Origin of the sequence: Streptomyces sp. NPDC060205 (genome assembly GCF_042728395.1) — a bacterium.
GTDB lineage: Bacteria > Actinomycetota > Actinomycetes > Streptomycetales > Streptomycetaceae > Streptomyces.
The window spans coordinates 23,474-49,848 of sequence record NZ_JBHWZP010000029.1; the positions used below are offsets into that span (position 1 = coordinate 23,474).

Here is a 26,375-nt window from a genome sequence, read left to right on the forward strand (position 1 = left end):
GCGGCAGCACGGCCGGTCGCTACCCGCGCTCAAGCCCCGGGAACCTCCCGCAGGGCGTCGGGCAGCACGTCGCGCAGCTGGGTGCGGGCCGTGACGCCCAGTTTGGGGAAGATCCGGTAGAGGTGGAAGCCGACCGTGCGCGGCGACAGGAAGATGCGTTCCCCGATCTCACGGTTGGTCAGGCCCGCCGCGGCGAGCCGGGCGATCTGCAGTTGCTGCGGCGTGAGTTCGGACAGATCCGGGTCCTGGCCGGAGGTGGCGGCGGCGGTGGCGTGGACGCCCGCCGCCCGCAGCTCCGCGAGGGTGCGTTCCGTCCACGGCCGGGCGCCGAGGTTCTCGAAGACCTCCAGGGCGGCGGAGAGCAGTGGCCGTGCCTCGGTGGCGCGTCGGCGGCGGCGCAGCCATTCCGCGTAGTCGAGCCGGGTCCGGGCGCGCTCGAAGGGCCACCGGTCGCCCGTCGGACGGGCGAGCGACTGCCGGAAGTGCCGTTCGGCGTCGTCCGGTTCGGCCAGCAGGGCGTGGGCCCGGTCCACCAGCGCGGCGAGGCGCGGGGACACCTCGCCCTCGGCGTGCCGCCGCCCGGCCGCGTCGAGGACCGCCCGTGCCTCCTCGGCGCGCCCGGTGCGTACGGCGACGGCCGCGAGGTCGGCGAGGTGGTAGTCGGAGGCGTGGAAGTGCACGGGTTCGCCGTCCTCGGTGAAGACGGCGCGGAAACGGTCGTACGCCGTCGCGTGGTCGCCCTCGGCCTGCGCCGCCGCGCCCAGCGCGTAGTGGGCCCGCACCTGCAGACTGCGGCAGGTGGGCAGGTCCACGCCGTGGACGGCGCGCCGGACCGCGGTGCGCGCCGCGTCCGCGTCGCCGCGCAGGGCGAGCAGGGTGGCTCCGAGGATCGGCGCGCCGATGGCCACGTTCTCCAGGCCTCCCTCGGCCGCCGTGCGGTACGCCTCGTCGAGACAGGCGCGGGCCGCCGACCACGCGCCGCTCTCGTACTGGGCGAGCGCGAGGGCCTGGGCCACGGTGGCGTTGGCACCGGCGGTCGGCGAACGGCGCAGGTGCTCCAGCGCGGCGCCCAGCAGCCGGACGGCCTCGCCGGTCTCGTCGAGCAACCAGGCCGCCGCGCCCCAGGTGATCAGCTGGGAGAGGGGCCGGTCCCGTACGGGACCACTGTCCTCGTCGGCCGACGGACCACCCCCGCCAGTACCGTCCTGGTCGGTGTCGTCCTGGTCGGCGTGGAGCAGGGCGAGGGCCCGGGTCCGGTGGCGCAGGGGGTCCGTGCCCGCCAGGATCCACAGGCGGTCGCTGTCGTCCTCCTGCACGGGGACGCGTTCGGCGATGCGCACGATCTTCTCGCGGTGCGCGGACTCCCCCGCGTTGTACGCCGGTGTGGTGGCCGTCGCCAGCGCGTCCAGGGCGAGGACGGGGTTGTCGTCGGTCGCGGCGTCCGCGAGCGGCAGCAGATAGCCGAGCGAGCCCTCGAACTGGGTGGTGACCGCGAGCGCCCAGCCCGCACGCAGCGAGGCCTCGGCGAGTACGGCGGGGTCCTCGGTGAGCGCGGTGACCCGGGCGGTGATCTCGGCGACCCAGCGGGGGTGTCCGGCGTACATCGCCATGGTCGCGGCGCGGACCAGACGGCGGGCCCGGTCGGCGGGGTCGGGGCTGAGCTGGGCCGCGCGTTCCAGCGCGGTGGCGGCGGCCGCGTACCCGCCCCGGCGCCGGGCCCGGCCCGCGCCGACCTCCAGTTCCTCGGCGACGCCCTCGTCCACGCCCTCGACGGCGGCGGCGCGGTGCCAGGCGCGGCGGTCCGGGTCGCCGGTGAAGACCTCGGCGAGCGACTGATGGGCCGCGTGCCGCTGTGCGTAGGTCGCCGACTGGTAGACGGCCGAGCGGATCAGCGGGTGCCGGAAGCGCAGGCGGCCGTCCTCGATGCGGATGAGTCCGGCCCGTTCGGCGGGGTGCCAGTCGGCGGGGGTCGTGTCGGGGGCCGCGGCCGACAGGATGAGGGGCAGTTCTGCGGTCTCCGCGGCGGCGGCCAGCAGGAGCAGCTGCCGGGTGGCGGGCGGCAGGGCGGGCAGGTCCTGGGCGAAGATCGCCTCCAGGCGGTCGGTGAGGGGCAGCGCGTCCCGGGCGGCACGCGGGTCGCGGGCCACGGCCCTGGCCAGCTCGACCAGCGCGAGGGGCACCCCGGCGGCCTCGTCGAGGATGCGGGAGCGGGCCCGGCCCGCGGGGGCCTCCGGCTGGAGATCGAGGAGGCGTCCGGCCGACGCGGCGTCCAGCGGGTCGACGCTCAGCAGCGGGAACTCACGGGCGAACTGCGCGGGTACGGACTGGTCGCGGGCCGCCACCAGCATCGCGACGGGCTCGCCCTCCAGGCGCCGGGCCACGAAGGCCAGGGTGTCGAGCGTGCCCACGTCGAGCCAGTGGGCGTCGTCCACCACCAGCAGGACCGGGCCGCGCGCCGCGAGGTCGGAGAGGAGCGTGAGCGCGCCGAGGGAGGTGAGCAGCGGATTCTGGGCGTTGTCGGGTTCCACGTCCTCGTCCAGTCCGAACACACCCAGCAGGGCGGTCCGTTGGCGGGCGGGAAGCTCTTCGGCAAGGTCCAGCACCGGGCGCAGCAGCTGATGGAGTCCCGCGAAGGGCAGCCCCGACTCGACCTCGCAGCCCGTGCAGCGCAGCACCCGTACGCCGGCTGCGCGGGCGGTCCGGCAGGCCTCGTCCAGGAGGACGCTCTTGCCCGAGCCCGGGCTCCCGGTGACCACCAGCACACCGGTCCCGGGACGTTCCGTCGCCGGATCCGCCGAGGACAGCCCCTTCACGAGCCCGGTCAGCAGGGCCAGTTCGCGGTCCCTCCCGACGATCCAGGCGCCGCCGTCCGTCCCCGCCGAGTGCTTCACGCGTCTCCTTCCGCAGATCTCGTGCCCCTCGCCACTCCGGAAGAAATGCCCGACCGTCACACGATATGCACGATTATCACGCACGACCCCATTCCCGACGGCACCGGGTGCCCCAGGAGCCCGAGGAACCACACGCCCAACCCCCACGCACCCGCACCCGCACCCGAAAAACCCCCGGCCACCCCCACCCACCCAGGGGCGCGGGGAACTGCGCGCTCAACCCCCACCCATCCGCACCCGAACCCCCACCCGCCACCCCCACCCACCCAGGGGCGCGGGGAACTGCGCGACCAGCCCCCACCCACCCGCACCCGACAAGCCCAAGCCCACCGCGGCAAGCGGCCCGCGGCAAGCGAACCGTGAACTTGACGCACAACCCCCCACACGCTTTGATCCAAACGTGCCGAGGCGAACACCCCGGCACCCAGACGTGCGCCCAGCCGGTGGACAAGCTCCGCAGTCCGGCCAAAGTCGCCAGGACCGTCACGGAGTCCGAGGCGGGGCCGTACTCGCGATCGATGGAGCGGACATGCCCGCCAACCGTGGCCCCCGCACGGGATTCCTCAGGGCGGCTGCCGCCCTGGTCACCCTGGCGGCCCTGGCCTCCTGCTCGCCGGACGGGGACACCAAGGACCCCGCCGACACCACAGGCAGCCCCACCAGCACGAAGTCGAGTTCCGGACCCGTCCGGCTACCCCCCGTGCCCGACGGTTTCGACTACCAGATCGGCGGCGCCTACACCCCGCCGTCCGGCGTCGGGATCGTCGCGCGCGACCGCACCGCCGACCCCGCCCCCGGTCTCTACAACATCTGTTACGTCAACGGCTTCCAGGCCCAGCCCGACGAGCAGGACGACTGGCCCGACGACCTGCTGCTGCGGGACGAGCGGGGCGAGGTCGTCATCGACGCCGACTGGGACGAGGCGCTGCTCGACATCGGCACGCCCGCGAAGCGCAAGCGGGTCGCGGCCCGGGTCGACCAGTGGATCGACGGCTGCGCGAAGAAGGGTTTCGACGCGGTCGAGCCGGACAACTACGACAGCTACACCCGCTCCGACGGCCTGCTGACCGCGGACGACGCGGTGTCCTTCATCAAGCTGCTCTCGGAGCGCGCGCACGCGCGGGGCCTGGCCATCGCCCAGAAGAACACCGTCGAGTTGGCAGACCGACGTGGCCGTGCCGGGCTCGACTTCGCCGTGGTGGAGGAGTGCGGCGCGTACGACGAGTGCGGTGCGTACGCGGACGCCTTCGACGACAGGGCCGTCGTCGTGGAGTACACCGACAAGGGCTTCAAGAAGGCCCTCGCGGGCTTCGGCGACCGGCTGAGCATCGTGCGCCGGGACCTCCAGGTGTCGACGCCCGACAGCGACGACTACGTCCGGGAGACCGGCTGACCGCGGCCCGGCACTGAGGTCAGCGCGCCAGCAGATCGAGCGCCTGCTCCCAGCGGAACCCGCGCTGTTCCGGTCCGCCGAAGGCGTGCTCCCCGAACCTGACGCCCATCCCGCGCAGCCTCTTCAGGCTGTCCCGGTAGGCGGGGTGGGCGGTCAACGCCTCGCTCACACAGGGCAGTACGGAGATCGGCACACCCATCCCGTACGCCTCGCAGAGCGTGCCCAGCGCGAGCGTGTCGGAGATTCCGGCCGCCCATTTGTTGACGGTGTTGAAGGTCGCGGGCGCCACGGCGACGGCGTCCGGGTCCGGGAACGGGCGCGGATCGCCGGGCGAGCGCCAGGCGGACCTGACCGGCCGGCCCGTCCGCGTCTCGACCGCCGTGACGTCGAAGAAGCCCGTCGCCACCGGGGTCGCGATCACACCGACCTCCCAGTTCCGCTGCTGGGCCAGGGAGATCAACTCGCCGACGCCGTCGGCGACTCCGGCCGCGCAGACGACGACGTACAGGAAGGGTTTGCGGGCCTGTTCGGTCACCCGGGAACCCTACTCAACCGGGAAGGACCGCCCCCGCTCGGCGTCCGGCCGCGGGCCGAGGATCCGGCGCTCCTTCTCCTCGATCCGTACGTCGTTGATGCTGGCCTCGCGCCGGGTCATCAGGCCGTGCTCGTCGAACTCCCACAGTTCGTTGCCGTACGAACGCCACCACTGGCCGTGGGCGTCACGGCACTCGTACTGGAAGCGGACGGCGATGCGGTTGCCGTCGAAGGCCCAGAGGTCCTTGCGCAGGGCGTACTCCTCCTCGCGCCGCCACTTCGCGGTGAGCAGCTCCACGATCTCGGCGCGCCCCTGCACGAAGGTGCCGCGGTTGCGCCAGACCGAGTCCCGCGAGTAGGCGAGGGAGACCTTCTGCGGATCGCGGGTGTTCCAGGCGTCCTCCGCCGCCTGGACCTTCCGCTCGGCGGTCTCGCGGGTGAAGGGCGGCAGGGGCGGGCGGTCGGCGTCGGTCATACGGGGTCCCCTCGGAGTGAGCTCGCCGGTCGGCCGGCAAGCGCCATGACTCGGCACAGGCTGGAGAACGTACGTTCTCCGCGGTCGCTGTTAACGTAGAGAACGGTGGTTCTCACGTCAAGGCAGGCCACCAGGACAGCGAGGAGTGAGCCGGCACATGGAGAGCGCGGTCGCCAGGGAACAGGCCCTGGACGCGGCGGAGACCCTGTTCTACGGGCGCGGCATACAGTCCGTCGGCATGGACGACATCCGCGGCGTCTCCGGGGTCTCGCTCAAGAGGCTCTACCAGCTGTTCCCCGCCAAGGAGCAGCTGGTGGTGGCCTATCTGGAGCGGCGCGACCTGCGCTGGCGGCAGCGGCTGGCCGAGCACGTCGAGGCGCACACGGACGCGCGGCAGCGCCTCCTCGCGGTCTTCGACTGGCTGGGCCGGTGGTTCCGTGAACCCGACTTCCGGGGCTGCGCCTGGATCAACTCGTACGGGGAGCTGGGCGCCGTGTCGGAAGCGGTGGCCGAGCAGGTCCGCGCCCACAAGCGGGCCTTCCGGGAGTATCTGGGCCGCCTGGTGGCCGAGGCGGGGCTGCCCGCCGAACTGGCCGGGCAGCTGCAGCTGCTGGCGGAGGGCGCGATGGTCACGGCCGCCGTCGAACGGAGCGCGGACCCCGCCGCGCGGGCCGGGCGGGCGGCCCGCGCACTGATCGACGCGTACGGCCCGTCCGGCGCGAACGGCGTGCCGGACGGCCATTGACGGACACCGCGCCGGGTTGCAGACTCCCATTGAAGATTCAATGGACAATTGTTCACCAGGCGAACGCGGGCGTTCCGTCGCGGAGCGCGTCGCGCGCGTCGACCGACGGGAAGAGCCGCGCATGACCCTCCATCGTGACCTGCTGATCGGCGGCAAGGACCAGCCCGCGGTCTCCGGCCGCACCGCCGAGGACGTGAACCCCTACAGCTCACAGCTGTACGCCACGGTCGCAGCGGCCGGCGTCGAGGACGTCACCCGGGCCGTGGACGCCGCCGACGCCGCGTTCGAGGGATGGGCCGCGCTCGGTCCGGCGCAGCGGCGCAAGATCTTCCTCACCGCGGCCGACCTCCTGGAGGCCCGCACGGAGGACGCCGTACGGATCATGGCGGGCGAGGTGGGCGGTACCCGGCCCTGGGCCATGTTCAACGTCGGTCTCGCGGCGAACATCCTCCGTGAGGCCGCCGCCGCGGTCACCGCGCCGCGCGGAGAGGTCCTGAGCGCCCAGGAGGAGGGCGCGCTGGGTCTCGCGGTCCGTGAGCCGGTCGGTGTCGTGGCCGCCTTCTCGCCGTGGAACGCCCCGGTCATCCTGGGGGTACGGGCCGTCGCCGCGCCGCTCGCCGCGGGCAACACCGTGGTGATGAAGCCCAGCGAGGACGCCCCGATCGCCTGCGGTCTGTTCATCGCGGACATCCTGCGCGAGGCGGGCCTGCCCGACGGCGTCCTGAACGTCGTCACGAACGCCCCCGAGGACGCGGCCGCCGTCGCCGAGGCCCTGGTCGCCGACGAGCGCGTACGGGCCGTCAACTTCACCGGCTCCACGAACGTCGGCCGGATCATCGGGGTGCACGCGGCCCGGCATCTGAAGCCCGCGGTCCTCGAACTCGGCGGCAAGAACTCGGTGATCGTGCTGGACGACGCCGACGTCGACTACGCGGTCGACGCGGCCGTGTTCTCCGTCTTCATGAACTCCGGACAGATCTGCATGTCCGCCGACCGGATCCTCGTGCACGAGAGCCTGGCCGAGGAGTTCACCGCCAAGTTCACCGCGAAGACCGAGTCGCTCGCGTCCGGCGACCCGGCCGATCCGCACACCGTCGTCGGCCCGCTCGTCACGCTGGACGCCGCCCGCCGGGTCGAGGCGCTCGTGGCGGACGCCGTCGCCAAGGGCGCGACCGTCCTCACCGGGGGCGCCGCCCCCGAGGGGGCCGTGCATCCGGCGACCGTCCTGAGCGACCTTCCCGAGGAGGCCGAGCTGTACCACGGGGAGGCCTTCGGTCCGCTCGCCGTGATCAGCACGTTCACCACGGACGACGAGGCCGTCTCCTTCGCCAACTCCACGGAGCACGGGCTGACCTGCGGGATCATCACCGAGAACGGCACCCATGGGCTCCGGGTGGCCCGCCGGATCCGTACCGGCATCGTGCACGTCAACGACCAGTCGGTCGCCGACGAACCGAACGCGCCCTTCGGCGGCTTCAAGGGCAGCGGGTACGGGCGCTTCGGCGGACGCTGGGGCATCGAGGCGTTCAGCAACACCCGTTGGGTGACCCTGGCCACGCAGCAGGCGCACTTCCCGTTCTAGGCCCTGGCGTTCCGGTGATGACTCGTACGGGCGTACTCGGGCAGGTGTGAGGGTGAAACGGCTCGTGCGGGATGAAAACGACGAGGCGAGAGTGTTGAAATCCGAGTCGGCAGGAGCCGGCCGCAGTCGGCACGAGCCTGCACGAGTCGTACACGACGACGATCGATGGGATGGATGACACATGCCTCTTGAGGGTGAGTACGAGCCCAGTCCCACCCAGTGGGTGCGCGATCAGGTGGAGCTGTACGAGCGCTCCGGCGGTACCGAGGGAACGACCCTGCGGGAGACGGGACGCCCCGTGATCGTGCTGACCACGCGCGGCGCGAAGAGCGGGAAGATCCGCAAGACGCCGCTCATGCGGGTCGAGCACGACGGCCGTTACGCCGCCGTCGCCTCGCTGGGCGGCGCGCCCAAGCACCCCGTCTGGTACCACAACGTGGTCGGCGACCCCCATGTGGAACTGCAGGACGGCCCGACGCGCCAGGACATGACCGCGCGGGAGGTGACCGGCGAGGAGAAGGCCCAGTGGTGGGAGCGGGCGGTCGCCGCGTTCCCGGACTACGCCGACTACCAGAAGAAGACCGACCGCGAGATCCCGGTCTTCGTCCTGGAGCCGGTCGCCGGCCCGTAGCCGTTACGGCCACACCGGCCGTTCCGGTCGATGTGGCCGATGTAGTCGTTCCGAGAAGGGGTGCATGAACCGGTGAACGCCGGGCACCCGATGTTCAGGTCCCGCCGCGCTCCCCCGTCGCGGCGGGGCCATTTTCGTGTGCGGCCGCGCGGCGGGCCAGGCGGGCGTCGGTCACGTCGAGGAAGATCTGGTCGACCGCCGGGACCAGATTGCGGACGGACGCCTTGATGCGTACGGCGACGAGTTCGACCTCCTCGCTGTCCAGACCGGGCGTCAGGTCGACGCGGGCGGCCACCAGGGTCGAGTCGGGGCCGAGCTGCATGGTCAGCAGGGACTCCACGGAGTCGATCTCGGGCTGCGCCTCCAGCAGGGCACGGATGCGGCCGCTCGACTCCTCGTCCGTGGCCTGCCCGATCAGCTGGTCGCGCGCGTCACGGCCCAGCCGGTACGCCACGTAGACCAGGAGGCAGCCGATGGCGATGGAGGCCGAGGCCTCGTAGACGACCTGGCCGGTCACCATGTGCAGGGCCATGCCGGCGATCGCGAAGAGCACACCCAGCACGGCGGTGCCGTCCTCGGCGATGACGGTACGCAGCGCCGGGTCCCGGATCTCTGAGGAGAACCCGCCCTCTTTCTGCACCTGACGGACCGCGCGCAGCAGGGACGCCCCCTCGGCGAGGAGCGCCACGACCAGGACCGCGAGCCCCGCCACATAACCGCTGTGGGACTCGGACTCCTCGCTGCCCAGGGCCTCGAAGCCCTGGAAGAAGGAGAAGCAGCCGCCCATCAGGAAGATGCCCACGGCGGCCAGCAGTGACCAGAAGAAGCGTTCCTTTCCGTAGCCGAACGGGTGACGGTTGTCGGCGGGGCGCCGGCTGCGGCGCAGGGCGGCCAGGAGGAAGACCTCGTTCAGGCTGTCGGCCACCGAGTGGGCGGCCTCCGACAGCAGGGCGGGCGATCCGGCGAACAGGCCGCCCACGGCCTTGGCCACGGCGATCACGAGGTTGGCGGCCAGCGCCACCAGGACGGTGACCCGGGTACGGCGGTCCGAAGGGGAGACAGGCTTACGGTTCACCTCCGCCGAATGCCCCACTCGCCCCGCCTCACACGAGGTGACGGCGGTTTTCGGGGAACCCGTACGGAGGGCGACGTACGAAAGGAAGACTCTGCATGAGCGACACCGAGGGCAACGGCGCGTACGGGAAGAAGTCCTTCAAGCGGTCCAAGAGCCACTTCGCGGACCGGGTGACGGCCGACGGACGCGACGGCTGGCCGGTCGAGGCCGGGCGCTACCGGCTGGTCGTGAGCCGGGCCTGCCCCTGGGCGAGCCGCGCGGTGATCTCGCGGCGGCTGCTGGGCCTTGAGGACGCCCTGCCGATGGCGGTCACCGATCCGATCCAGGACGACCGCAGCTGGCGCTTCACGCTGGACCCGGGGGGCCGCGACCCGGTCCTCGGCATCCGCTATCTCGCCGAGGCGTACGAGGCCCGGGAGCCGGGCGCTCCGGGCGGCGTCAGCGTGCCCGCCGTGGTGGACGTGGCGAGCGGGCGCCTGGTGACCAACGACTACCAGCAGCTCACCCTCGACCTCGCCACCGAGTGGCGGGACCTGCACCGCGAAGGGGCGCCGGACCTCTACCCGGAAAGGCTCCGCGACGAGATCGACGAGGTCATGGAGGAGGTGTACGAGGACGTCAACAACGGGGTGTACCGGGCCGGGTTCGCGACCGGCCAGGAGGAGTACGAGGCGGCCTGCGAGGGTGTGTTCCGGCGGCTGGAGCTGCTGTCGGGGCGGCTCGCGGGGCAGCGGTATCTGGTCGGGGACACGATCACCGAGGCGGACATCCGGCTGTTCACGACCCTGGTCCGCTTCGACGCCGTCTACCACGGCCACTTCAAGTGCAACCGCCACAAGCTGACGGAGGATCCGGTGCTGTGGGCGTACGCCCGTGATCTCTACCAGACGCCCGGATTCGGGGACACCGTCGACTTCGATCACATCAAACGGCACTACTACCAGGTCCACGAGGGCATCAACCCGACCCGCATCGTGCCGCTCGGCCCGGACCTGTCCGGCTGGCTGACCTCGCACGGGCGCGAGGAGCTGGGCGGGCGCCCGTTCGGGGACGGGAGCCCGCCCGGTCCCGTGCCCGAGGGCGAGGAGGTAGCGGCGGCGGGCCGGCCCTGAGGAGAGCGGGCCGCGTATTCGCCGCTGAACTGGACACTCGCCTGATGTCCCGGACAACAGCTACCGAAGGAGAGCCAGGTGTCGAAGAAGAAAAAGAGCCTGCCCGTCGTCTACAAGCCCGTCGGGTTCCTGCTCGGCTGGACGAGCGGAACCCTCGCCGGGCTGGCGTTCCAGAAGGTGTGGAAGGTGATCCGCCACGAGGACGACGCGCCCGACGCGCTGGACAAGGACCGCGGCTGGGGCGAGGTGCTCCTCGCGGCGGCCGTCCAGGGCGCGATCTTCGCGGTCGTCCGCAGCGCGGCGGACCGCACCGGCGCCAAGGCCATCGAGCGGTCCACCGGAGTGTGGCCCGGCGATGACAAGGGGGGCCGCGACTGACGCTCCGTACCGTCCAGTACGGTGGCCTTCCTACAGGTGGCCGACAGTCAGGGAGCCAGTCGTGACGAACCAGGCAGCGGTGGGCGACACCGTCGAGGACTTCACCCTCCCGGACGAGACCGGCACGCCCCGGCAGCTCTCCGAGCTGCTGGGCGAAGGCCCTGTCGTCCTCTTCTTCTATCCGGCGGCGCTCTCCTCGGGCTGCACCGCCGAGGCATGCCACTTCCGCGATCTGGCCGCCGAGTTCACGGCCGCCGGGGCGCGGCCGGTGGGGATCAGCGGTGACACGGTCGAACGCCAGCAGGAGTTCACCGAGAAGCACACCCTCGGCTATCCGCTGCTGTCCGACCCGGACGGCAAGGTCCGCGAGCTGTTCGGGGTGAAGCGCGGCTTCTCGCTGGCGCCCACCAAGCGGGTCACGTTCGTCATCGCCGAGGACCGGACGATCCTCGAAGTGGTGCGCAGCGAACTGCGGATGAGCGCGCACGCGGACCGCGCCCTGGCGGCCCTGCGCGCGCACCGCGCCTGAACGACCTGCTGCCGCCCGGGCTCGGCCCAGCGCGCTCAGCCCTGCTCGCGCTCAGCCCTGCTTGGGTGCGGTCGCCGCGCCCGTGCGCAGGGTGAACGAGTGGCCCGACGGGTCGGCGTAGCCCCGCTCCTCGTACGGGCCGCCCGCGTCCTTGGCGTCCAGCGCACGTCCGCCCAGACTGATGACCTTGCGCTCGGCCGCGTCGAGGTCGTCGACGTGGAAGTCCAGGTGCGCCTGCAGGGAGTTCTCAGGGCGCGGCCAGCTGGGCGGGGTCGCGTTCACGTCCCGCCGGAACGCCATCCTCATGCCGTCGGCACCCTGGATCTCCACCCGGTTCGCCGTCGCGTCGGTCTCCTCGCCATCGAGGAACTCCTTGTAGAACGCGGCGAGTTTCTCGGGCTCGGAACAGTCCAGAACCACGAACCCTGCCACTACCAGTGCCATATCTCTCCTCCGAAGACCGGTCGAGCGCGAACGGCCCTCCGTCCACTGCTCGTCGACCGGGTACCCCGTGGCGTACGGAACAGCCCGTGCAACAGATCGCGGCATAGATCATTTACGATCAGGGCAGCCTCGTAGCGTAAATCGAGTCAACTTTCGCCTCAGGAAGCGCAGTTCGAGTCAGTGGGCGTCACTTTGGCACGCCCGCGCGCAGGGGTGGGGGGCCCTGTGAATTCGTATCAAGGAAGGACGCGAATGCCGCAGGACGTCAGGTTCGACCTCCCCTTCGCCACCCCGGTCAGCACGCATCTCGACTATGCCCAGGCCCGCCATCTGCGCTGGGTGTGGGACAAGGGTCTGGTGCGCAGCAACGCCGGCTTCGAGGAGTACCGGTCCTGGGATCTGCCCCAGGCCGCCGCCCGCACCTATCCCCATGCCTCCGCCGACGACATGGTCGTCCTGATGAACTGGTTCTCGCTGGCCTTCCTCTTCGACGACCAGTTCGACTCGGGCAGGCCCGACCGCGCCGACCGCATAGCGGACGTGGCGCGGGAACTCATCGTCACCCCGCTGCGGCCCGCGGGCATCACCCCCCGGGTGGTCTGCCCCATCACGGTCGCCTGGGCCGAGGTGTGGGCCCATCTTTCGGATGGCATGTCTCTGACATGGCGTACACGGTTCGCGGCTTCCTGGGGCCGTTTCCTGGTGGCGCACACCGAGGAGGTCGACCTCGCCTCGCGCGGTCTGGCCGGCACGCTCGACCTTCAGGAGTACGCGGCGTTCCGGCGCCGTACGGTGGGCATCCACCACAGCATCGACGCCGGGGAGCGCAGCCGGGGCTTCGAGGTGCCCGCGGCGGCGCAGGCGCATCCGCTGATGGAGAGGATGCGGGACCTCGCCGCCGACACCATCGGCTTCATGAACGACATCCACTCCTTCGAGCGCGAGAAACGCCGGGGGGACGGGCACAACCTGATAGCCGTCCTGCACCGTGAGCGCCGCTGCAGCTGGCAGGAGGCGGCCGACGAGGCGTTCCGGATGACCTCGGAGTGCCTGGCCGAGTACCTCCGACTGGAGGCGCAGGTACCGGAGATGTGCGACGAGCTCGGTCTGGACGAGGAGGAGCGCGGCCGGGTCCGGATGGGCGTGGAGGCCATCCAGCACTGGATCAACGGCAACTACGAATGGGCCCTGACCACGGGCCGCTACGCCGCGGACAAGGAGACCCCCGCCTCCCAGGCGGAACTGGCGGGCAAGGGCTCCCTGGACGACCTCTTGACAGTCTGACAACGATGTCCCGGCCCCTCTTCGGCAGCACCACCGAAGAGGGGCCGCCCCTTGAGGGGCGCGGGGAACTGCGCGCCCGGCCCCCACGCACCCGCGGAGAACACTCAACCCAGAACGGCCGAAGGCCCGCCGCCCGGCGAACGGGCGAACGGGCGAACGGGCCTACGGGCGACGGGGCGACGGGGCGACGGGCCCACGGGCCTACGCTGCGAACTGAACGGGCAACCGATCCAACCGTGCCTCCCACGTGGACGCGGTAGCGGTGAGCTCCTCCGGAGCCACCGCGAGCCGCAGCCCCGGCAACCGATGCAGCAGCACATCGACGGCGGTCTCGATGATCGCCTGCCCGATGCTCTGCCCCGGGCACTCGTGCGGCCCCCCGCTGAACGCCAGATGCGACTGGTTGCCGTGCACGGAGACACCCACGTCGGGCCGGATCTCCGGATCGATGTTGCCCGCGGTCAGCCCGAGCACCAGCAGGTCGCCCTCCTGGAGCCGGTGCCCGCCGAGTTCCATGTCCGCGGTCGCGAACCGCCCCGGCAGGACGGCCAGCGGCGGGGTGTTCCACATGACCTCCTCCACGACGGCGGAGATGTTCAGCTGCCCGCTGATCAGCCCGGAGAGCCGCCCCTCGTCGGTGAGGACCAGTTGCAGCACCCGGGCCAGCAGGTTGCTGGTGGTGGTGTGCGCGGTGATCAGCACAAGCCGCAGATGGTTGACGATCTCGTCCTCGTCGAGGTCGGCGTGGTGTTCCAGCAGCCCGGTGGTGAAGTCGGACCCGGGCTCCACCCGCTTGCGCTCGGTGAGTTCGCCGAGGATCCGCATGATGCGGTCGTTGTGGGCGAGCGCCTCGGCGCCACCCTTGATGACCTGTGCGGACGACTCGGCGAGCCGCCGCCCCTCGCTCTCCGCGAGCCCGAACACCCTGGTCAGTACGAGCATCGGCAGGTACTCGGCGTACTCGGACACCAGGTCGGCGGTGCCCGCTCCGGCGAACGCGTCGATCTGCTTGTTGGCGAAGTGCGTGACATGGCGGCGGATGCCGCGGCCCGAGACGGCCTGCAGGTTGTCGGTGACGGCGCTGCGCAGCCTGCGGTGCGGCTCGCCGTCCTGCGAGACGCAGTCGGGCCGCCAGCCCACCATCTGTATCAGCGGGGACGTGCTCTCGACACGCCCTTCCTTCCAGTCCCGCCAGATCCGCGAATCCCGGCTGAACTGGCGGGGGTTGTCGAGCACCCGCCGGTTCTCCCGGTAGCCGAGCACCAGCCAGGCGGGCACGTCGCCCTCCAGCAGGACCGGCGCGACGGGCCCGTGCTCCTTGCGCAGCCGCCCGTAGATGCCGATCGGGTCGACGGCCGCCTCGGGCCCGTAGAGGCGGGTGAGGTCCCCTCCCCCGCCGTGCGCGACCGGGCAGCCGCGCGGGGCGCCGGAGCCGTCGTTTAAGGGCTGCTCGGTCATCGGGACTCCAGTGCGACTGCGGAGCGGTCCTTGAGGTGCCGTATCAGCGCGATGAGCACATCACGGCTGGAGGCCCGGTCGCGGGCGTCGCAGGCCACCACCGGGATGTCCGGGGAGATGTCCAGGGCGTCCCGGATCTCCTCGACCGGGTGGTCCTTGGAGTCCGGGAACACGTTCAGGGCGATCACGAACGGGACGTCCTGCCGCTCCATCTCCTCGATGGCCCGGAAACTGGAGGCCAGCCTGCGGGTGTCGACGAGGACCACGGCGCCGAGGGCGCCTTTGAAGAGGCCGTTCCACAGGAACCAGAATCGCTCCTGCCCGGGGGTGCCGAACAGATAGAGCATCAGCTGGTCGTTGATGCCGATCTTGCCGAAGTCCAGGCTGACCGTGGTCTCCTGCTTGTCCGCCACCCCGATCAGGTTGTCCACGTCGGCGCTGGCCTGGGTCAGCGTCTCCTCGGTGGTGAGCGGCTTGATGTCGCTGACGGACCGGACCATGGTGGTCTTTCCGGTGCCGAATCCGCCGGCGATCATCACCTTCACCGAGCGGGCACCGGCCGCGCCGTCGGCCGGGTCGCGGTCGGGATGGTCAAAGCCTTTGAAGTCCACTGAGTACCTCCTCAAGGAGCGCGAGGTCGGGCCCGCGACCGGCGCCTGACGCCGGGATGGGATCACGGGCCTCAACGCGGCCTGCGTCCAGCAGATCGGCCAAGAGCACCGCGAGAATGTTGAAGGGCAGTCCGAGGTGGGCGCCGAGTTCGGCGACCGACAACGGATCACGGCAGCGCCGGAGGATCTCCTCGTGTTCGTGCTGCATGCCGGGGCCGGCCGTCGCACGGGAGGTGATGAGGGTCGCCACGTCAAGGCTCGACGACGAACCGCCCGGTCCGCTGCGGCCGCCCGTGAGGACGTAGTAGCGCTCAAGACCGGACGGGTCCGTGGGTCGGCGGGGACCACTCATCCAGAGTGCTCCTCCAGGCGCGGAGTGGTGCCGAGGAGCTCACCCATCCTGCGGGCCAGGTCCCTCATCTGATGGCCCAGGAGGCCCTGGTCGAGCCCTTCCCTGGCCAGGACGCCGAGGTAGGTCTCCACACCCGCGCGCACCACGAAGAGGTGACCGCCGTCGACCTCGATCATCGCGAGGCGCAGTTGCCCGGCGTACTTGGGGAACTGCTCGGCCACCGGCTGGGCCAGTGCCTGCAGTCCCGCCACCACGGCGGCGAAGCGGTCCACGTCGTCCGGGTCGTCGGCGCCGTAGGAGGTGATGGCCTTCCCGTCGCTGGAGGCCACCAGGGCGAAGCGGATCTCCTGGATGCTCTCGACCAGATCGCGGAGCGCCCAGCTCACGTCGGTTCCCTGTTGCGTCATGAGGACTAGTCGCTCTCTTCCGTGCGGTGCTCTGTGGACTCGGCGCCGGAGGCCGGCTCACGGTCGGCGATCGGCTCACGCCCCGCCGTGGCGAAGGCGGCCAGGCCGGTGAAGGACGCGTCCGGCGGTACCGCGTGCGAGGCGGTGGCGGTGGAGTCGTCCTCGTGTGCGGCCTGCTCGGGACGCTCGGTCCCGGCTCGCCTGCGGCGCCTGGGCAGACCGCCGGGCGTGGTGTCCGCGGTCGCCTCCGGCTGCGCGGCCGTGGCCGCCGTGTCGCTCCCGGCGGTCCCGGTGTCCGGCGCGGCCGTGACCTGGGCGGCCGGGGCCGGCGCGGTGACGGCGGCGGGCAGCTGGCTGAAGTACTTGTGAGGTACCACGACGACGACCGAGGTACCGAGCCAGGGCGAGTCCGCGAAGGTGACCCTGATGCCGTACCGGCGGGCCAGTACTCCCACCACCCGCAGGCCGAGGTGCGCGTCCTCGGACACGCCGCCGATACCGGGGCCGGGGGCCACGCCGTCGAGCGCCTGGAGGGCCTCCTGCTTCTTCTCCTCGCTCAGGCCCTTGCCGGAGTCCTGGATCTCGACGCCGACGCCGTTCGGGACCTCCTTGCCCGACACGATCACGGGCTCGGTGGGCGGGGAGTAGCGCGCCGCGTTGTCCAGCAGATGGGCGAAGATCAGCGTGAGGTGGTCCACCAGACCGCCGTCGACGCCGAGTTCGGGCAGGTACTGCACCTGGACGCGGTCGAAGTCCCTGATCCGGCCGATGCCGCCGCGCACCACACTGAGCAGCCGCTGCGGTTCCTGCCACTGACGGCCGGGCCGGTCGGTGCCGCCGAGTACGCCGATGCTCGCCGCCAGGGAGTCGGCGGGGCCGAGCTCCTGGTCCAGCTCCATCAGGCCCTGGGCGACGGACGGCAGCCTGCCGTGCTCGCCCTGCATCTCGTGCAGCCGGCCGCGCAGCTTGCTCGTCAGTACGTGGATACGGCTGCCGATGCTGACGACGGCCTGCTCGGCGGAGGTGGAGCGGTCGAGCTCCTGCTCGACACCCATGAGGGCGGTCCTGAGCGCCTTGCGCAGCGCTGCCTGCAGATCGGCGCCGATCTCGGCGCCCTGGCCGGCCGTGGGCAGCAGGTCGTCGATGGAGTCACCGGCCCTGAGCCGCTCCAGCGCCTGGGGCAGCAGGTCGTCGGCGAGCCGGGCGACCGCGGCGAGCCGCAGGTCCAGCTGGTCCTGCCAGGCCCGGTTCTGCTCGGCGATCCGCGTCTCGTAGGCCGTGGCCTGCTCGGCGAGCTGTGCGTCGTGGGCGGCGCGCTCGGCGGCGTGTTGACGTTCGAGGCCGGCCAGGTGCTGCTGCCACTGCTGGGCGTGCTCGGCCTGCGCGTTTCTGAACTCACCTGCGCTGCTGCGCAGTTGGCGCTGGGAGCGGATCAGGAGTCGTACGGTGACGGCGCTCGCGGCCGTGACGACGACGCCGGAGACGATCGCGGGTATTCGGACCTGGTCGGAGCCGACGACCGCAGCGACGACGGTGCCGGCCCCTAAGGCCAGTGGCAGCAGCCACCAGCCGTACCAGGGGACCGGTGCCCGCGCCGCCGGTGGCGGAGTGGCAAGTTCCATCTGCATCCTTCAAAGCAACACGATCGAACAGGGGGGATACTCGGGGGCTGCACTCGTCACGAGGTGGTCGACCCCGTGACGGGCATACGTGGAAGGCGAGCGAGAAACGATCGCTGTCGCGTCAACTCGCCGCACCTCAGGGAACCTTATCGGTTTTGATCTCTAGCGGATCACCGTGGCCGACCCCTCGCCGTGAAGGTTTCGTCAGGCTCCGACCAGGCCCTTTGGGTCGACAAATCCCTTGACTCACCATCATGATCCAACATGCGCGGGGTAAATAGGTGCATACGGCACGGGATACCTGCCGGGGATTGGCGCACTCATGGCCAAGGCCCCGCCGTGAGTGACGGGGCCTGGGCGCGTCCGAGCCATTACCGCGGGTTACTACGATTTGATCACGCCGGGCGGGCGACCCGTTCCCTGCGCGCCGGATCGGTGACCCCGAGACCGGGCTCCGGGGCGAGGGAGAGGACGCCGACCTTGCCCAGGTGGGTGTTGCTCTGGACCAGTCTGGCCGCCTCCGCGGTGTCGGTGAGGGGATAGGTCTCGGTGAGCGCCGGAGCCAGCTGGCCGAGGTCGAGAAGGCGGTGCACGGCGGCCTGCTCATGGAGGTTGGAGCCATGGCTGCCGATGACCCGCTTGAGGCGCATCCACAGATAACGGTTGTCGAACTCGTGCTGGTACCCCGTACTGGAGCCACAGGTGACCACCGCGCCGCCACGGCGCACGACGAAGACGGAGATCCCGAAGGTGGCCCGGCCCACGTGCTCGAAGACGATGTGCGGGTCCTCCCCCGTCGCGGCCCGGATCCGCTTGCCGAGGCGCTTGCCGACGACGGCAGGGTCCGCGGGCGCCTCGCCGCCGACGAGTCCGATCTCCTCGCGGTTGATGACCACGTGACACCCGAGGCGGCGGGCGTACTCCGCCTTGCGCTCGCTGCTGACCACACCCACCGCGATCCCGCCGCCGCCCCGGACCAGTTGGACCGCGTACGCGCCGAGGCCGCCGGCCGCCCCCCAGATCAGGACGACGTCGCCCTGGGTCATCCGGGCACCCCGGTCGCTGACGAGCATGCGGTACGCCGTGCCCGCGCACAGCGGGTTCGAGGCGGCCTCCTCCCAGGTCAAGTGGGCCGGTTTGGGCAGGAGCTGGCTGGCCCGGGCGACCGCGTAGTGGGCGAGTGCCCCGTAGTTGGTCTCGAAGCCCCAGGCCAGCATGCCGTTGCCGAGCATGCCGTCGGCGTGGGTCGCCGGATCCTCCTCGTCGACGTAGACCGGGCTCACCACCACCTGGTCGCCGACCTGCCATCTGCGCACGCCCGAACCGGCGCGGACGACGACCCCGGACGCGTCCGAGCCGATCACGTGGAACGGCTGGTCGTGCCGGGCCGCCCACCGGTCCTGGCGGCCGAAGTGCTTCAGGAAGGAGAAGGTCGGGATGGGCTCGAACATCGCCGACCAGACGGTGTTGTAGTTGATGCCGCTCGCCATCACGGCCACCAGGACCTCGTTCGGGGCGAGTTCGGGCATCGGTACGTCACCGAGGTGGATCGACTTGCGGACGTCCTTGTCGGCCACTCCGGCGAAACTGCCCACGTCCTCCGCGCGCAGATGGGCGGCGGTGTAGTGGCCGGGGGTGGGGAGGTGGGCCAGTTCCGTGCGGTCGGCTCCCGCGACGACTGCCTGCGCCAGCGCGTCCATGGTGGTTCCTCCTTGGGTGGGGGTCGGCTCGGGTCCGCCCGGACCGGGGGTCAGCTCAGGCCGAGGCCTTGCGCGAGCGTCGGCCAGGACGCCTTGAACTCCTGCCGCCAGTTCGGCCAGGCGTGCGCTCCCCCGCTGTAGAAATGCACCTGGGCCGGTATGCCCAGGGCGTCCAGCTGCGCGGTGAAACGGTGGGCCTGCGCCCAGAGCGTGCCCTCCAGCAGGGCGCCTTCGAGATTGCCGAAGACACCGCCCGGCAGCCCGCTGCCCTGGGAGATGTACAGCCCGGTGCCCTGGAGGGCGCGTGCCTGGGTGTAGGGGTTGTGCCGGTTCCAGTTGCCCCGGTTGAGCAGATGGCTGCCCCACAGGGTCAGCGGGAGCAGCGACTCCCGGGCCACGATGGCGTTCAGCACGGTCGGCATACCGAGGGCCGTGGTGTCGAGGATCCCGCTGTACGAGGCCGCCGCGCCGAAGGTGCCGGGGTGCCGTGCGGCGAACGCCAGGGCGCCGTAGCCGCCGGTGGACACCCCGGCGACGGCGCGCTTCGTCCCGGCCCGGAACCTCTGCTGCAGCACGCCCATCAACTCGTCGACCTGGAAGGTCTCGTAGTCCGGCGCGTCGGCGCTTCCGTAGTTCCACCAGTCGGTGGGGATGCCGGTGGGTCCCGACGAGGGCATCACGGTGAGGACGTCGTGGCCGGCGAGGAAGTCGACGGCGTCCGTCTCCCTGGTCCAGGACGTGTAGTCGTCGTGCGCGCCCTGGAGGAGATAGAGGACGGGCCAGGTGCGGTCGGGCTGCGCTGCGTAGCCGGTCGGCAGGACGACGCGTACGGGCAGGGCGGCGCCGACCGCCGGGGAGGCGATCGTGAGGTCGACGGTCCGGGCGTCGAGCCATGTCTCGCCGACGACGGTGGCGGTCGCGGCGGCCTCCGCGACGGGGGCGGCGGCTGCGGCGGCGGTCGGCGGGGCGGTGAGGACGACGCCCGTGCCGAGCAGGGCCGTCGTGACCGCCAGAGCGGCACATCTGCGCTTACGAGTCATGGGGCAAGTCCCTTCAAGAGTCCCGCGTCAGGAGTCCGCGTCACGCGTCAGGAGTCACGCGTCAGGAGTCACGCCTCGGAAGTCCCGCAGATCGCGTGTCAGCAACCGGGCCAGGTGGTCGACGACCGGTGGGTCGAGCAGTGACAGATGGTGGCCCGGCAGCGGGACGACGGTCAGGTCGGTGCAGTGCGCGTCCCAGCCGAGCGTCGCGTCCTCGCGCTCGTAGCGCGGGTCCCGGACGGTGTGCGGAGCGGGTTCGCTCGCGCGGTAGAGCAGGGTGCGGCCCGCGTACGTTCCCGGCCGGTGCCGTTCGCCGCTGCGCAGGTCCAGGTAGGAGGTCCGCTGGTGTTCGAGGACGGCCTCCGGCAGTTCGACGGTGTCCCTGAGCACCTTGATGACGAGGTCGATCCTTGCCGTGTCGTCGAGCTCGGCGAGTTCGTCGTACGGGAGGTTCAGTGCCGGGCCGTAGGTGCGTTCCACGTAGGCGGCGAAGTCTTGGAAGTGGTGGAGGGCCTGCTCGGCGGGGGTGAGGGGGGTGGGGAGGGGGAGGACGGAGTCGAGCAGGATCAAGGCCGTGACCTGGCCTTGGGGGGCGAGGAGTCTGGCGGCCTCTTGGGCGACGAGGCCGCCGTAGGACCAGCCGCCGATCGCCCATGGGCCGTCGGCGCTCGTCCGCCGTATGCGTCGGGCGAACTCCGCGGCGCGGGCCGGGACGTCGTCGGGTTCTGGTTGCCTGTCGTACCCGTACAGGGGGCGGTCGGCGTCGAGGCTTGCCGCCAGGCGGGCGTAGACGGTGGCGTCGCCGCCTGCTGCGTGGGCGAGGAAGAGGGGGGTGGCTCTGCCGGTGTGGGGGAAGGTGCGCAGGGTTGTCGGGTGCGGGTGCGGGTGCGGGTGCGGGTGCGTGGGGGCTGGTCGCGCAGTTCCCCGCGCCCCTAGGGGGGCGTTCGGGTGCGGGTGCGTCGTGGTTGCTCGCGCCGTTCCCCGCGCCCCTATCGGGGCGTTCGGGTGCGGGTGCGTCGTGGTTGCTCGCGCCGTTCCCCGCGCCCCTATCGGGGCGGTTGCTCGCGCCGTTTCCGGCGCCCCTGGCGGGGCTGTCGTCAGGAGGGTTGCTATCGCTCTCAGCGTGCCTTGCTTGAGGAGGGTGGCTGGGGGCACGTCCGTGTGGAATTCGTGGTGGAGTGCTGTTCTGATGCGGACGGCCGTGAGGGAGTCCAGGCCCAGGTTCGTCAGGGGGGTGTCGGGGTCGAGGTGGTCGGGGGCGTAGCCCATCACCCCTGCCACGCACAGACGGAGACGGTCGAGCGGGGTCGTGGCGGGGGCCGGCGCGGTCCGGAGCGGGGTCTCGGGCGGTGTCTCCTCGCCCGCCCAGAACCGGCGGTGCCGCCAGCGGGGTGGCGGGACGTCCACGATGCGGCCCCCCGGGGCAAGCCCCTCCCGCGGCCGGGTCACTCGTACGCCGTGGACGAGCAGCGTGGCCAGCGCGGTGCGGAAGCCCACCGCGTCGTCGGTGCCGCGGCGCAGCGTGGGGACCACGAGTGCGTCCTGCGCCCCCGCCTCGCGCAGTGTCTCGGTGAGCGGGTGCGACTGCGTGGCGTGCGGGGCGACCTCGACGAAGACGCGGTGTCCGTCCTCGGCCGCCGCGCGCACCGCCTGGGCGAAGCGGACGGGGTTGCGCAGGTTGGCCGCCCAGTACGCCGTGTCGCAGGGGGCGGCCTCCCGGGGGTCGTCGAGCGTCGTGGAGTAGCGGCGGCAGCGGGGGGACGCGGGCTGGACCTCGCCCAACTCCCTCGCGAACTCCGTCAGCAGCGGCTCGACTTCGGGCGAGTGTCCGGCCGCGGACACCCCGAGCGAGCGGGCGAAGCCGCCTGCCTCGGTCACCCGGGCGACCAGTCCCGTGACGTCCTCGGCCGATCCCGTGACCACACTCTGGGCCGGCGAGGCGTGCACGGCCACCTGGAGGGTCGTGAACTCCCTGGCAGCGAGGGGGATTTCGGCGGCCGGTAGGTCCACGACCGCCATGGCTCCGCCCTTCAGTCGGGCGAGCAGGCGGGAGCGTACGGCGACCGTGCGGGCGCCGGTCGCCGGGTCCAGTTCGCCGGACACGACCGCCGCCGCGATCTCGCCGAGCGAGTGGCCGATGACGGCGGCGGGTTCGAGACCGTACGAGCGCCACAGTTCGGCGAGGGCGACCTGCGTGCCGTACAGGACGGGCATGACGGTGGCGGGGGTCGACAGGTCGGCGTCGGGGCGCAGTCCGGCGCGCAGGGAGAGGTCCGCGTGTGCGCGCAGGAGGGGTTCGAGGCGGTCGACGGCCGCCGCGAACACGGGTTCCGTCGCGAGGAGCCGGCTGCCCATGCCGGGCCACTGGGACCCGTAACCGGAGAAGACCCACACGACCGGTCCGGGTCCGCCGGGGGCTCCGTGGCCCGTGATCAGGTGGGGGGAGGGAAGGCCGTCGGCGAGGCGGGTGAGCGCGGTGACGGTCTGCGTGCGGTCGCGGGTGACGAGCGCCGCGCGGTGCCGGCCGCGGCCGGTGCGGCCCGCGAGGGTACGGGCGAGGTCGGCGTCGCGGACGCGTCGGCTGCCCGGGGTGTCCAGCCAGGCGGCCAGCTCACCGGCGTACGCGCGTACGCGGTCGGTGGTCGGGCCGTCGAGCAGGAGCAGCGCGGGCCGCTCGGACCGCCCGGTGGTTCCGGGCGCGGGCGGTCCCGTAGCGGCGGGGCGGTGTTCGGTGAGGACGGCGTGGGCGTTCGTGCCGCCGAAGCCGAAGGCCGAGACGCCCGCGGTGGCGGTGCCCGAGTAGCGGGGCCAGGGTTCGGGCGAGGTGACGACGCGCAGCCCGAGCGCGTCGAGGTCGGCGTGCGGTCCCGGGCGGGTGAAGTGCAGTTGGCCGGGGATCTCGCCGTGGTGCAGGGCCAGCACGGTCTTGATCAGGCCGGCGACACCGGCGGCGGCCTCCAGGTGGCCGAGGTTGGTCTTCGCGGAGCCGATCAGGAGGGGCTGTTCCGGGGCGCGGTCACGGCCGAGGACGGCACCGAGCGCGCTCGCCTCGATCGGGTCGCCGAGGGCGGTGCCCGTGCCGTGGGCCTCCACGTAGTCGACGGTCGCCGGAGCGGTGTGCGCTACGGCGAGGAGGGCGCGCTGGGCCTCGGCGTTGGGGGCCGTGAGCCCGTTGGAGCGGCCGTCGGAGTTGACGGCGGTCGCGCGGATCACCGCAAGGACGCGGTCGCCGTCGCGTTCGGCGTCCGTGAGCCGTTTCAGGACGACGACCCCGCAGCCCTCGCCGCGTACGATCCCGTCGGCGGCGGCGTCGAAGGCCTTGCAGCGGCCGTCGGGTGCGAGGGCGCCCGCGCGCTGGAAGCCGAGGGTGACGGCGGGGGTCAGGAGCAGGTTCGCTCCGGCGGCCAGTGCCGTGTCGCTCTCGCCCGACATCAGGCTGCGGACGGCGTGGTGCACGGCGACCAGCGACGACGAGCACGCCGTGTCGACGGACAGGCTGGGGCCGCGCAGGTCGAGCGCGTACGACAGCCGGCCCGCGGCGACGCCGAGGGCGGCGCCGGTGGCCGTCCAGGCGTCCACGGCACGCGGGTCGGCGGTCGTGAGGAGCGCGTACTCGTTGCCGCTGATGCCCACGAAGACACCGGTACGGGTGCCCGCGAGCGCGTCGGCCGGGAGGCAGGCGTGGTCCAGGGCCTCGCGGGTGACCTCCAGGAGCATGCGGTGCTGGGGGTCCATGGCGGTGGCCTCGTGGGCCGGGATACCGAAGAACTCGGCGTCGAAACCGGCGACGGCGTCGAGCCCGCCGAGGAAGGCGCCGTGCCGGACCACGTCGTCCGGCAGCTGTGCCGGGTCCGGTACGAAGGGGTCCCAGCGGCCCGCCGGAAGGGTGCCGACGGCGTCCCGGCCTCCGGTGAGGAGCCGCCAGTACGCGTCGGCGGAGGTGACACCGCCGGGGAAGCGGCAGCCCACGCCGACGACTGCGACGGCGACAGCGGCCGCCGGTACGGGGACCGGGGCGGGGGCCGCCTTCGGTTCGGCCTCGGTCTCGGCCAGGCGCTCCGCCAGCGCCTCGATCGTCGGCGCGTCCCACAGCAGCGTGTCCGGCAGCCGCCGGCCGACCAGTTCACCGAGCGCGGCCGTCAGGGCCAGCGCGTCGCGAGAGGTCAGACCCGCCTCGGCCAGCGGACGGTCGTCGGTCAACTCGTCCGGCGGCAGCCCGTACCAGCCGTGCAGCCGTTCGGTGACCAGCGCGCGGACCGCCGTGCGCGACGCGCTCATCGCGGCCCGAACCCGGCGTCGAGGAACCGCTTCCGCGTGGCCGCGCGGGACACCTTGCCGCTGCTCGTGCGCGGCACGGAGCCGGGCGGTACGAGCAGCAGTGCGCCCAGGCGCAGCCCGTGGCGGGCCGAGACGGCGGCGCGTACGGCGCGTTCGGCGCCGCGGCTGTCGTCCGCGGTCGGGTCGGCGTCCCGGCGGTGCTCCGCGACCACGACGAGTTCCTCGCCCACGGCGTCGGGCCGGGTCACTCCGAAGGCGGCGAGATGGTCCCGGCGGACCAGGGGGACGACCGACTGCACGGTCTCCTCGATGTCCTGGGGGTAGTGGTTGCGCCCGTCCACGACGAGTACGTCCTTGAGGCGGCCGGTGACGAGCAACCTCCCCTCGTGCAGGGCGCCGAGGTCGCCCGTGCGCAGCCAGTCCTCCCCCGCGCCGAAGCCGAAGGTCTCGGCCGTGAGTCCGGCCTGCTTCCAGTAGCCGAGGCCGATGTTGGGCCCGCGCAGCTGGATCTCCCCGACGTGCCCGGCCGGCCGTACGCCGCCGTCGGGGCCGACGATCCGCAGTTCCTGCCCGACCGGGGTGCCGCAGGAGACCAGCACGGTCGACTCCGTGTGCCCGTCGTCCGTCGTCACCACCTCGACGCGCCCCTCCGCGAGCGCGTCGGCCCGGCAGGCGACGGCCGCGAGGGGTTCGTCCAGGGGGCTCGCGGTCACGAAGACGGTGGCCTCCGCGAGGCCGTACGCCGGGCAGTGCGCCGTGGCGTCGAGGCCCGCGGGCGCGAAGGCCCTGCGGAAGCGCTCCACCGTGCCGGCCCGCACCGGTTCGCTGCCGTTGATGAGCACCCGTACGCGCTCCAGGCGGAGTTCGCCGACGTCCTCGGGGGCCGTGCGGGCCACGCAGTAGTCGTACGCGAAGTTCGGGGCGGCGCTGATCGTGCCCTCGTACGAGCCGAGGAGGCGCAGCCAGCGGGCGGGGTCGCGGAGGAAGTCGGCGGGGTCCATCAGGACGGACGGGAAGCCGCCCACCACGGGTGCGGCGATGCTGAGGACGAGTCCCATGTCGTGGAAGAGCGGCAGCCAGCCGACCGTCGTGCTCGTGCGCGGGTCGGCGACGAACGCGTCGAGTGCCTGGCGGGCGTTGGCGACGACGTTGGCGTGGCTGATCATCACGCCGGCCGGGCTGCGGGTGGATCCGGAGGTGTACTGGAGGTAGGCCACGTCGTCGGGCCGCGGCCTCGGCTCCGGGCCCGACCGAGGACCGGGCACCGGGCGCGACCGCGCTCGGCCGCCGTCGTCGTACGCGCCGAACCCGTGGCGCTGGACGGTGAGTTGGTCGACGGGGATCACCGGGACGTCGGGCAGTCCGTGGTCCCGTACGAAGGCGCGGATCGCCGGGGTCGTGCCGAAGTCGGCGAGCAGGCAGGCCGGTTCGCAGTCGGCGAGGACGGCCGCCAGTCTGTCCCCGTGGCCCGGGAGTTCGGGTCCGAAAAGGGGTACGGCGATGACGCCGGCGTACAGACAGCCGAGGAACCCGGCGACGTAGTCCAGGCCCTGGGGCAGGACGAGGGCGGCCCGTTCGCCGGGGGACGCGACGGTGGCGAGGCGGGCCGCCACCGCTCGGGCCCGGGCGTGCAGGGCCCGCCAGCCGAGCGTGCGGTGCAGACCGCCACAGGAGCTGTCGGGGAAGGCGACGTGGCTGAAGGCGCGTTGCTGCGGACGGAGTTCGGCCCAGTGCCGCAGATGGTCCGTGAGGGAGGCCTCGTCGGCGGCGGGTCCGGCGGAGTTCGTGGGGGCTCCGGAGGTCATGGCGGCTCCAACTGGGTCGGCGGCGGAGC

The 26,375-nt window shown here is 72.2% G+C and carries 22 protein-coding genes; 8 read left to right on the forward strand and 14 right to left on the reverse strand.

Annotated features, from left to right (window positions below):
• Positions 1-29: 29 nt before the first annotated feature.
• Positions 30-2,891 (reverse strand): AAA family ATPase, encoded by a 2,862-nt coding sequence (locus tag ACFWGJ_RS07745; protein ID WP_387321676.1) that lies wholly within the window; start codon positions 2,889-2,891, stop codon positions 30-32.
• A gap of 529 nt (positions 2,892-3,420) precedes the next feature.
• Here ACFWGJ_RS07745 and ACFWGJ_RS07750 point away from each other — a divergent pair.
• A complete protein-coding gene (locus ACFWGJ_RS07750; protein WP_387321677.1) occupies positions 3,421-4,284 on the forward strand; it encodes an endo alpha-1,4 polygalactosaminidase in 864 nt (287 codons plus the stop codon).
• 19 nt (positions 4,285-4,303) lie between these two features.
• Here ACFWGJ_RS07750 and ACFWGJ_RS07755 read toward each other — a convergent pair whose 3' ends face one another.
• Entirely contained in the window at positions 4,304-4,819 is a 516-nt protein-coding gene (locus ACFWGJ_RS07755; RefSeq protein ID WP_387321678.1) for a flavoprotein, read from the reverse strand.
• A gap of 9 nt (positions 4,820-4,828) precedes the next feature.
• Positions 4,829-5,293 carry a DUF1348 family protein gene (locus ACFWGJ_RS07760; protein ID WP_387321679.1) on the reverse strand — a complete coding sequence of 155 codons (465 nt, stop codon included), beginning with the start codon at positions 5,291-5,293 and terminating at the stop codon, positions 4,829-4,831.
• A gap of 157 nt (positions 5,294-5,450) precedes the next feature.
• On the opposite strand from ACFWGJ_RS07760, the gene ACFWGJ_RS07765 reads away from it, so the two are divergent.
• From ACFWGJ_RS07765 to ACFWGJ_RS07775, 3 genes are all read left to right on the forward strand, one after another.
• Positions 5,451-6,038 (forward strand): TetR/AcrR family transcriptional regulator, encoded by a 588-nt coding sequence (locus ACFWGJ_RS07765; protein ID WP_387321680.1) that lies wholly within the window; start codon positions 5,451-5,453, stop codon positions 6,036-6,038.
• Between the two features lie 121 nt (positions 6,039-6,159).
• Entirely contained in the window at positions 6,160-7,620 is a 1,461-nt protein-coding gene (locus ACFWGJ_RS07770; protein ID WP_387321681.1) for an aldehyde dehydrogenase family protein, read from the forward strand.
• Between the two features lie 181 nt (positions 7,621-7,801).
• Complete coding sequence (locus ACFWGJ_RS07775; protein ID WP_387321682.1) at positions 7,802-8,251, forward strand: nitroreductase family deazaflavin-dependent oxidoreductase; 450 nt, start codon at positions 7,802-7,804, stop codon at positions 8,249-8,251.
• A gap of 94 nt (positions 8,252-8,345) precedes the next feature.
• Here ACFWGJ_RS07775 and ACFWGJ_RS07780 read toward each other — a convergent pair whose 3' ends face one another.
• Positions 8,346-9,326: a cation diffusion facilitator family transporter gene (locus ACFWGJ_RS07780; RefSeq protein WP_387321683.1), complete on the reverse strand. Its 981-nt coding sequence runs from the start codon at positions 9,324-9,326 to the stop codon at positions 8,346-8,348.
• A gap of 95 nt (positions 9,327-9,421) precedes the next feature.
• Here ACFWGJ_RS07780 and ACFWGJ_RS07785 point away from each other — a divergent pair, with 95 nt between their 5' ends.
• From ACFWGJ_RS07785 to ACFWGJ_RS07795, 3 genes are all read left to right on the forward strand, one after another.
• Positions 9,422-10,438 (forward strand): glutathione S-transferase family protein, encoded by a 1,017-nt coding sequence (locus ACFWGJ_RS07785; RefSeq protein WP_387321684.1) that lies wholly within the window; start codon positions 9,422-9,424, stop codon positions 10,436-10,438.
• A 78-nt stretch (positions 10,439-10,516) separates the two neighbouring features.
• Positions 10,517-10,816: a DUF4235 domain-containing protein gene (locus ACFWGJ_RS07790; RefSeq protein WP_107022306.1), complete on the forward strand. Its 300-nt coding sequence runs from the start codon at positions 10,517-10,519 to the stop codon at positions 10,814-10,816.
• Positions 10,817-10,877: 61 nt separating this feature from the next.
• Positions 10,878-11,345 (forward strand): peroxiredoxin, encoded by a 468-nt coding sequence (locus tag ACFWGJ_RS07795; protein ID WP_387321685.1) that lies wholly within the window; start codon positions 10,878-10,880, stop codon positions 11,343-11,345.
• A 51-nt stretch (positions 11,346-11,396) separates the two neighbouring features.
• Here the strand turns inward: ACFWGJ_RS07795 and ACFWGJ_RS07800 are convergent, their stop codons facing one another.
• The gene (locus ACFWGJ_RS07800; protein ID WP_387321686.1) at positions 11,397-11,789 is read right to left on the reverse strand and encodes a VOC family protein; all 393 of its coding nucleotides are present in this window, start codon (positions 11,787-11,789) and stop codon (positions 11,397-11,399) included.
• A gap of 252 nt (positions 11,790-12,041) precedes the next feature.
• On the opposite strand from ACFWGJ_RS07800, the gene ACFWGJ_RS07805 reads away from it, so the two are divergent.
• Positions 12,042-13,073, forward strand: coding sequence for a 7-epi-alpha-eudesmol synthase (locus ACFWGJ_RS07805; RefSeq protein ID WP_387321687.1), 1,032 nt, complete (start codon positions 12,042-12,044; stop codon positions 13,071-13,073).
• A 201-nt stretch (positions 13,074-13,274) separates the two neighbouring features.
• Here ACFWGJ_RS07805 and ACFWGJ_RS07810 read toward each other — a convergent pair whose 3' ends face one another.
• The 9 genes from ACFWGJ_RS07810 to ACFWGJ_RS07850 all read right to left on the reverse strand — a co-directional run bounded on the left by ACFWGJ_RS07810 (position 13,275) and on the right by ACFWGJ_RS07850 (position 26,346).
• Positions 13,275-14,531 carry a cytochrome P450 gene (locus ACFWGJ_RS07810; protein WP_387321688.1) on the reverse strand — a complete coding sequence of 419 codons (1,257 nt, stop codon included), beginning with the start codon at positions 14,529-14,531 and terminating at the stop codon, positions 13,275-13,277.
• Positions 14,528-15,142 carry an ATP/GTP-binding protein gene (locus ACFWGJ_RS07815; RefSeq protein WP_387321689.1) on the reverse strand — a complete coding sequence of 205 codons (615 nt, stop codon included), beginning with the start codon at positions 15,140-15,142 and terminating at the stop codon, positions 14,528-14,530. Before ACFWGJ_RS07815 ends, ACFWGJ_RS07810 begins: the two co-directional genes overlap by 4 nt.
• Positions 15,123-15,494, reverse strand: a complete 372-nt coding sequence (locus ACFWGJ_RS07820) for a DUF742 domain-containing protein (RefSeq protein ID WP_387321690.1) — start codon at positions 15,492-15,494, stop codon at positions 15,123-15,125. Before ACFWGJ_RS07820 ends, ACFWGJ_RS07815 begins: the two co-directional genes overlap by 20 nt.
• Positions 15,491-15,901: a roadblock/LC7 domain-containing protein gene (locus ACFWGJ_RS07825; RefSeq protein WP_055611716.1), complete on the reverse strand. Its 411-nt coding sequence runs from the start codon at positions 15,899-15,901 to the stop codon at positions 15,491-15,493. The genes ACFWGJ_RS07820 and ACFWGJ_RS07825 overlap by 4 nt, the downstream gene beginning before the upstream one ends.
• Positions 15,902-15,906: 5 nt before the next feature.
• Complete coding sequence (locus ACFWGJ_RS07830; RefSeq protein WP_387321691.1) at positions 15,907-17,523, reverse strand: ATP-binding protein; 1,617 nt, start codon at positions 17,521-17,523, stop codon at positions 15,907-15,909.
• A 395-nt stretch (positions 17,524-17,918) separates the two neighbouring features.
• A complete protein-coding gene (ccrA, locus tag ACFWGJ_RS07835) occupies positions 17,919-19,223 on the reverse strand; it encodes a crotonyl-CoA carboxylase/reductase (protein WP_387321692.1) in 1,305 nt (434 codons plus the stop codon).
• Between the two features lie 50 nt (positions 19,224-19,273).
• Positions 19,274-20,263: an alpha/beta hydrolase gene (locus ACFWGJ_RS07840; RefSeq protein WP_387321693.1), complete on the reverse strand. Its 990-nt coding sequence runs from the start codon at positions 20,261-20,263 to the stop codon at positions 19,274-19,276.
• 54 nt (positions 20,264-20,317) lie between these two features.
• On the reverse strand, positions 20,318-24,541 hold the full coding sequence (locus ACFWGJ_RS07845; RefSeq protein WP_387321694.1) for a beta-ketoacyl synthase N-terminal-like domain-containing protein: 4,224 nt from the start codon (positions 24,539-24,541) through the stop codon (positions 20,318-20,320).
• A complete protein-coding gene (locus ACFWGJ_RS07850; RefSeq protein ID WP_387321695.1) occupies positions 24,538-26,346 on the reverse strand; it encodes a fatty acyl-AMP ligase in 1,809 nt (602 codons plus the stop codon). The genes ACFWGJ_RS07845 and ACFWGJ_RS07850 overlap by 4 nt, the downstream gene beginning before the upstream one ends.
• Between the last annotated feature and the right edge of the window lie 29 nt (positions 26,347-26,375).

Bases quoted from the DNA above. Each gene is read 5' to 3' on its own strand.
- ACFWGJ_RS07750 (WP_387321677.1), top strand. From the start codon at position 3,421: ATGCCCGCCAACCGTGGCCCCCGCACGGGATTCCTCAGGGCGGCTGCC.
- ACFWGJ_RS07760 (WP_387321679.1), bottom strand. From the start codon at position 5,293: ATGACCGACGCCGACCGCCCGCCCCTGCCGCCCTTCACCCGCGAGACC.
- ACFWGJ_RS07765 (WP_387321680.1), top strand. From the start codon at position 5,451: ATGGAGAGCGCGGTCGCCAGGGAACAGGCCCTGGACGCGGCGGAGACC.
- ACFWGJ_RS07770 (WP_387321681.1), top strand. From the start codon at position 6,160: ATGACCCTCCATCGTGACCTGCTGATCGGCGGCAAGGACCAGCCCGCG.
- ACFWGJ_RS07775 (WP_387321682.1), top strand. From the start codon at position 7,802: ATGCCTCTTGAGGGTGAGTACGAGCCCAGTCCCACCCAGTGGGTGCGC.
- ACFWGJ_RS07785 (WP_387321684.1), top strand. From the start codon at position 9,422: ATGAGCGACACCGAGGGCAACGGCGCGTACGGGAAGAAGTCCTTCAAG.
- ACFWGJ_RS07800 (WP_387321686.1), bottom strand. From the start codon at position 11,789: ATGGCACTGGTAGTGGCAGGGTTCGTGGTTCTGGACTGTTCCGAGCCC.
- ACFWGJ_RS07805 (WP_387321687.1), top strand. From the start codon at position 12,042: ATGCCGCAGGACGTCAGGTTCGACCTCCCCTTCGCCACCCCGGTCAGC.
- ACFWGJ_RS07810 (WP_387321688.1), bottom strand. From the start codon at position 14,531: ATGACCGAGCAGCCCTTAAACGACGGCTCCGGCGCCCCGCGCGGCTGC.
- ACFWGJ_RS07820 (WP_387321690.1), bottom strand. From the start codon at position 15,494: ATGAGTGGTCCCCGCCGACCCACGGACCCGTCCGGTCTTGAGCGCTAC.
- ACFWGJ_RS07825 (WP_055611716.1), bottom strand. From the start codon at position 15,901: ATGACGCAACAGGGAACCGACGTGAGCTGGGCGCTCCGCGATCTGGTC.
- ACFWGJ_RS07830 (WP_387321691.1), bottom strand. From the start codon at position 17,523: ATGGAACTTGCCACTCCGCCACCGGCGGCGCGGGCACCGGTCCCCTGG.
- ccrA (WP_387321692.1), bottom strand. From the start codon at position 19,223: ATGGACGCGCTGGCGCAGGCAGTCGTCGCGGGAGCCGACCGCACGGAA.
- ACFWGJ_RS07840 (WP_387321693.1), bottom strand. From the start codon at position 20,263: ATGACTCGTAAGCGCAGATGTGCCGCTCTGGCGGTCACGACGGCCCTG.
- ACFWGJ_RS07845 (WP_387321694.1), bottom strand. From the start codon at position 24,541: ATGAGCGCGTCGCGCACGGCGGTCCGCGCGCTGGTCACCGAACGGCTG.
- ACFWGJ_RS07850 (WP_387321695.1), bottom strand. From the start codon at position 26,346: ATGACCTCCGGAGCCCCCACGAACTCCGCCGGACCCGCCGCCGACGAG.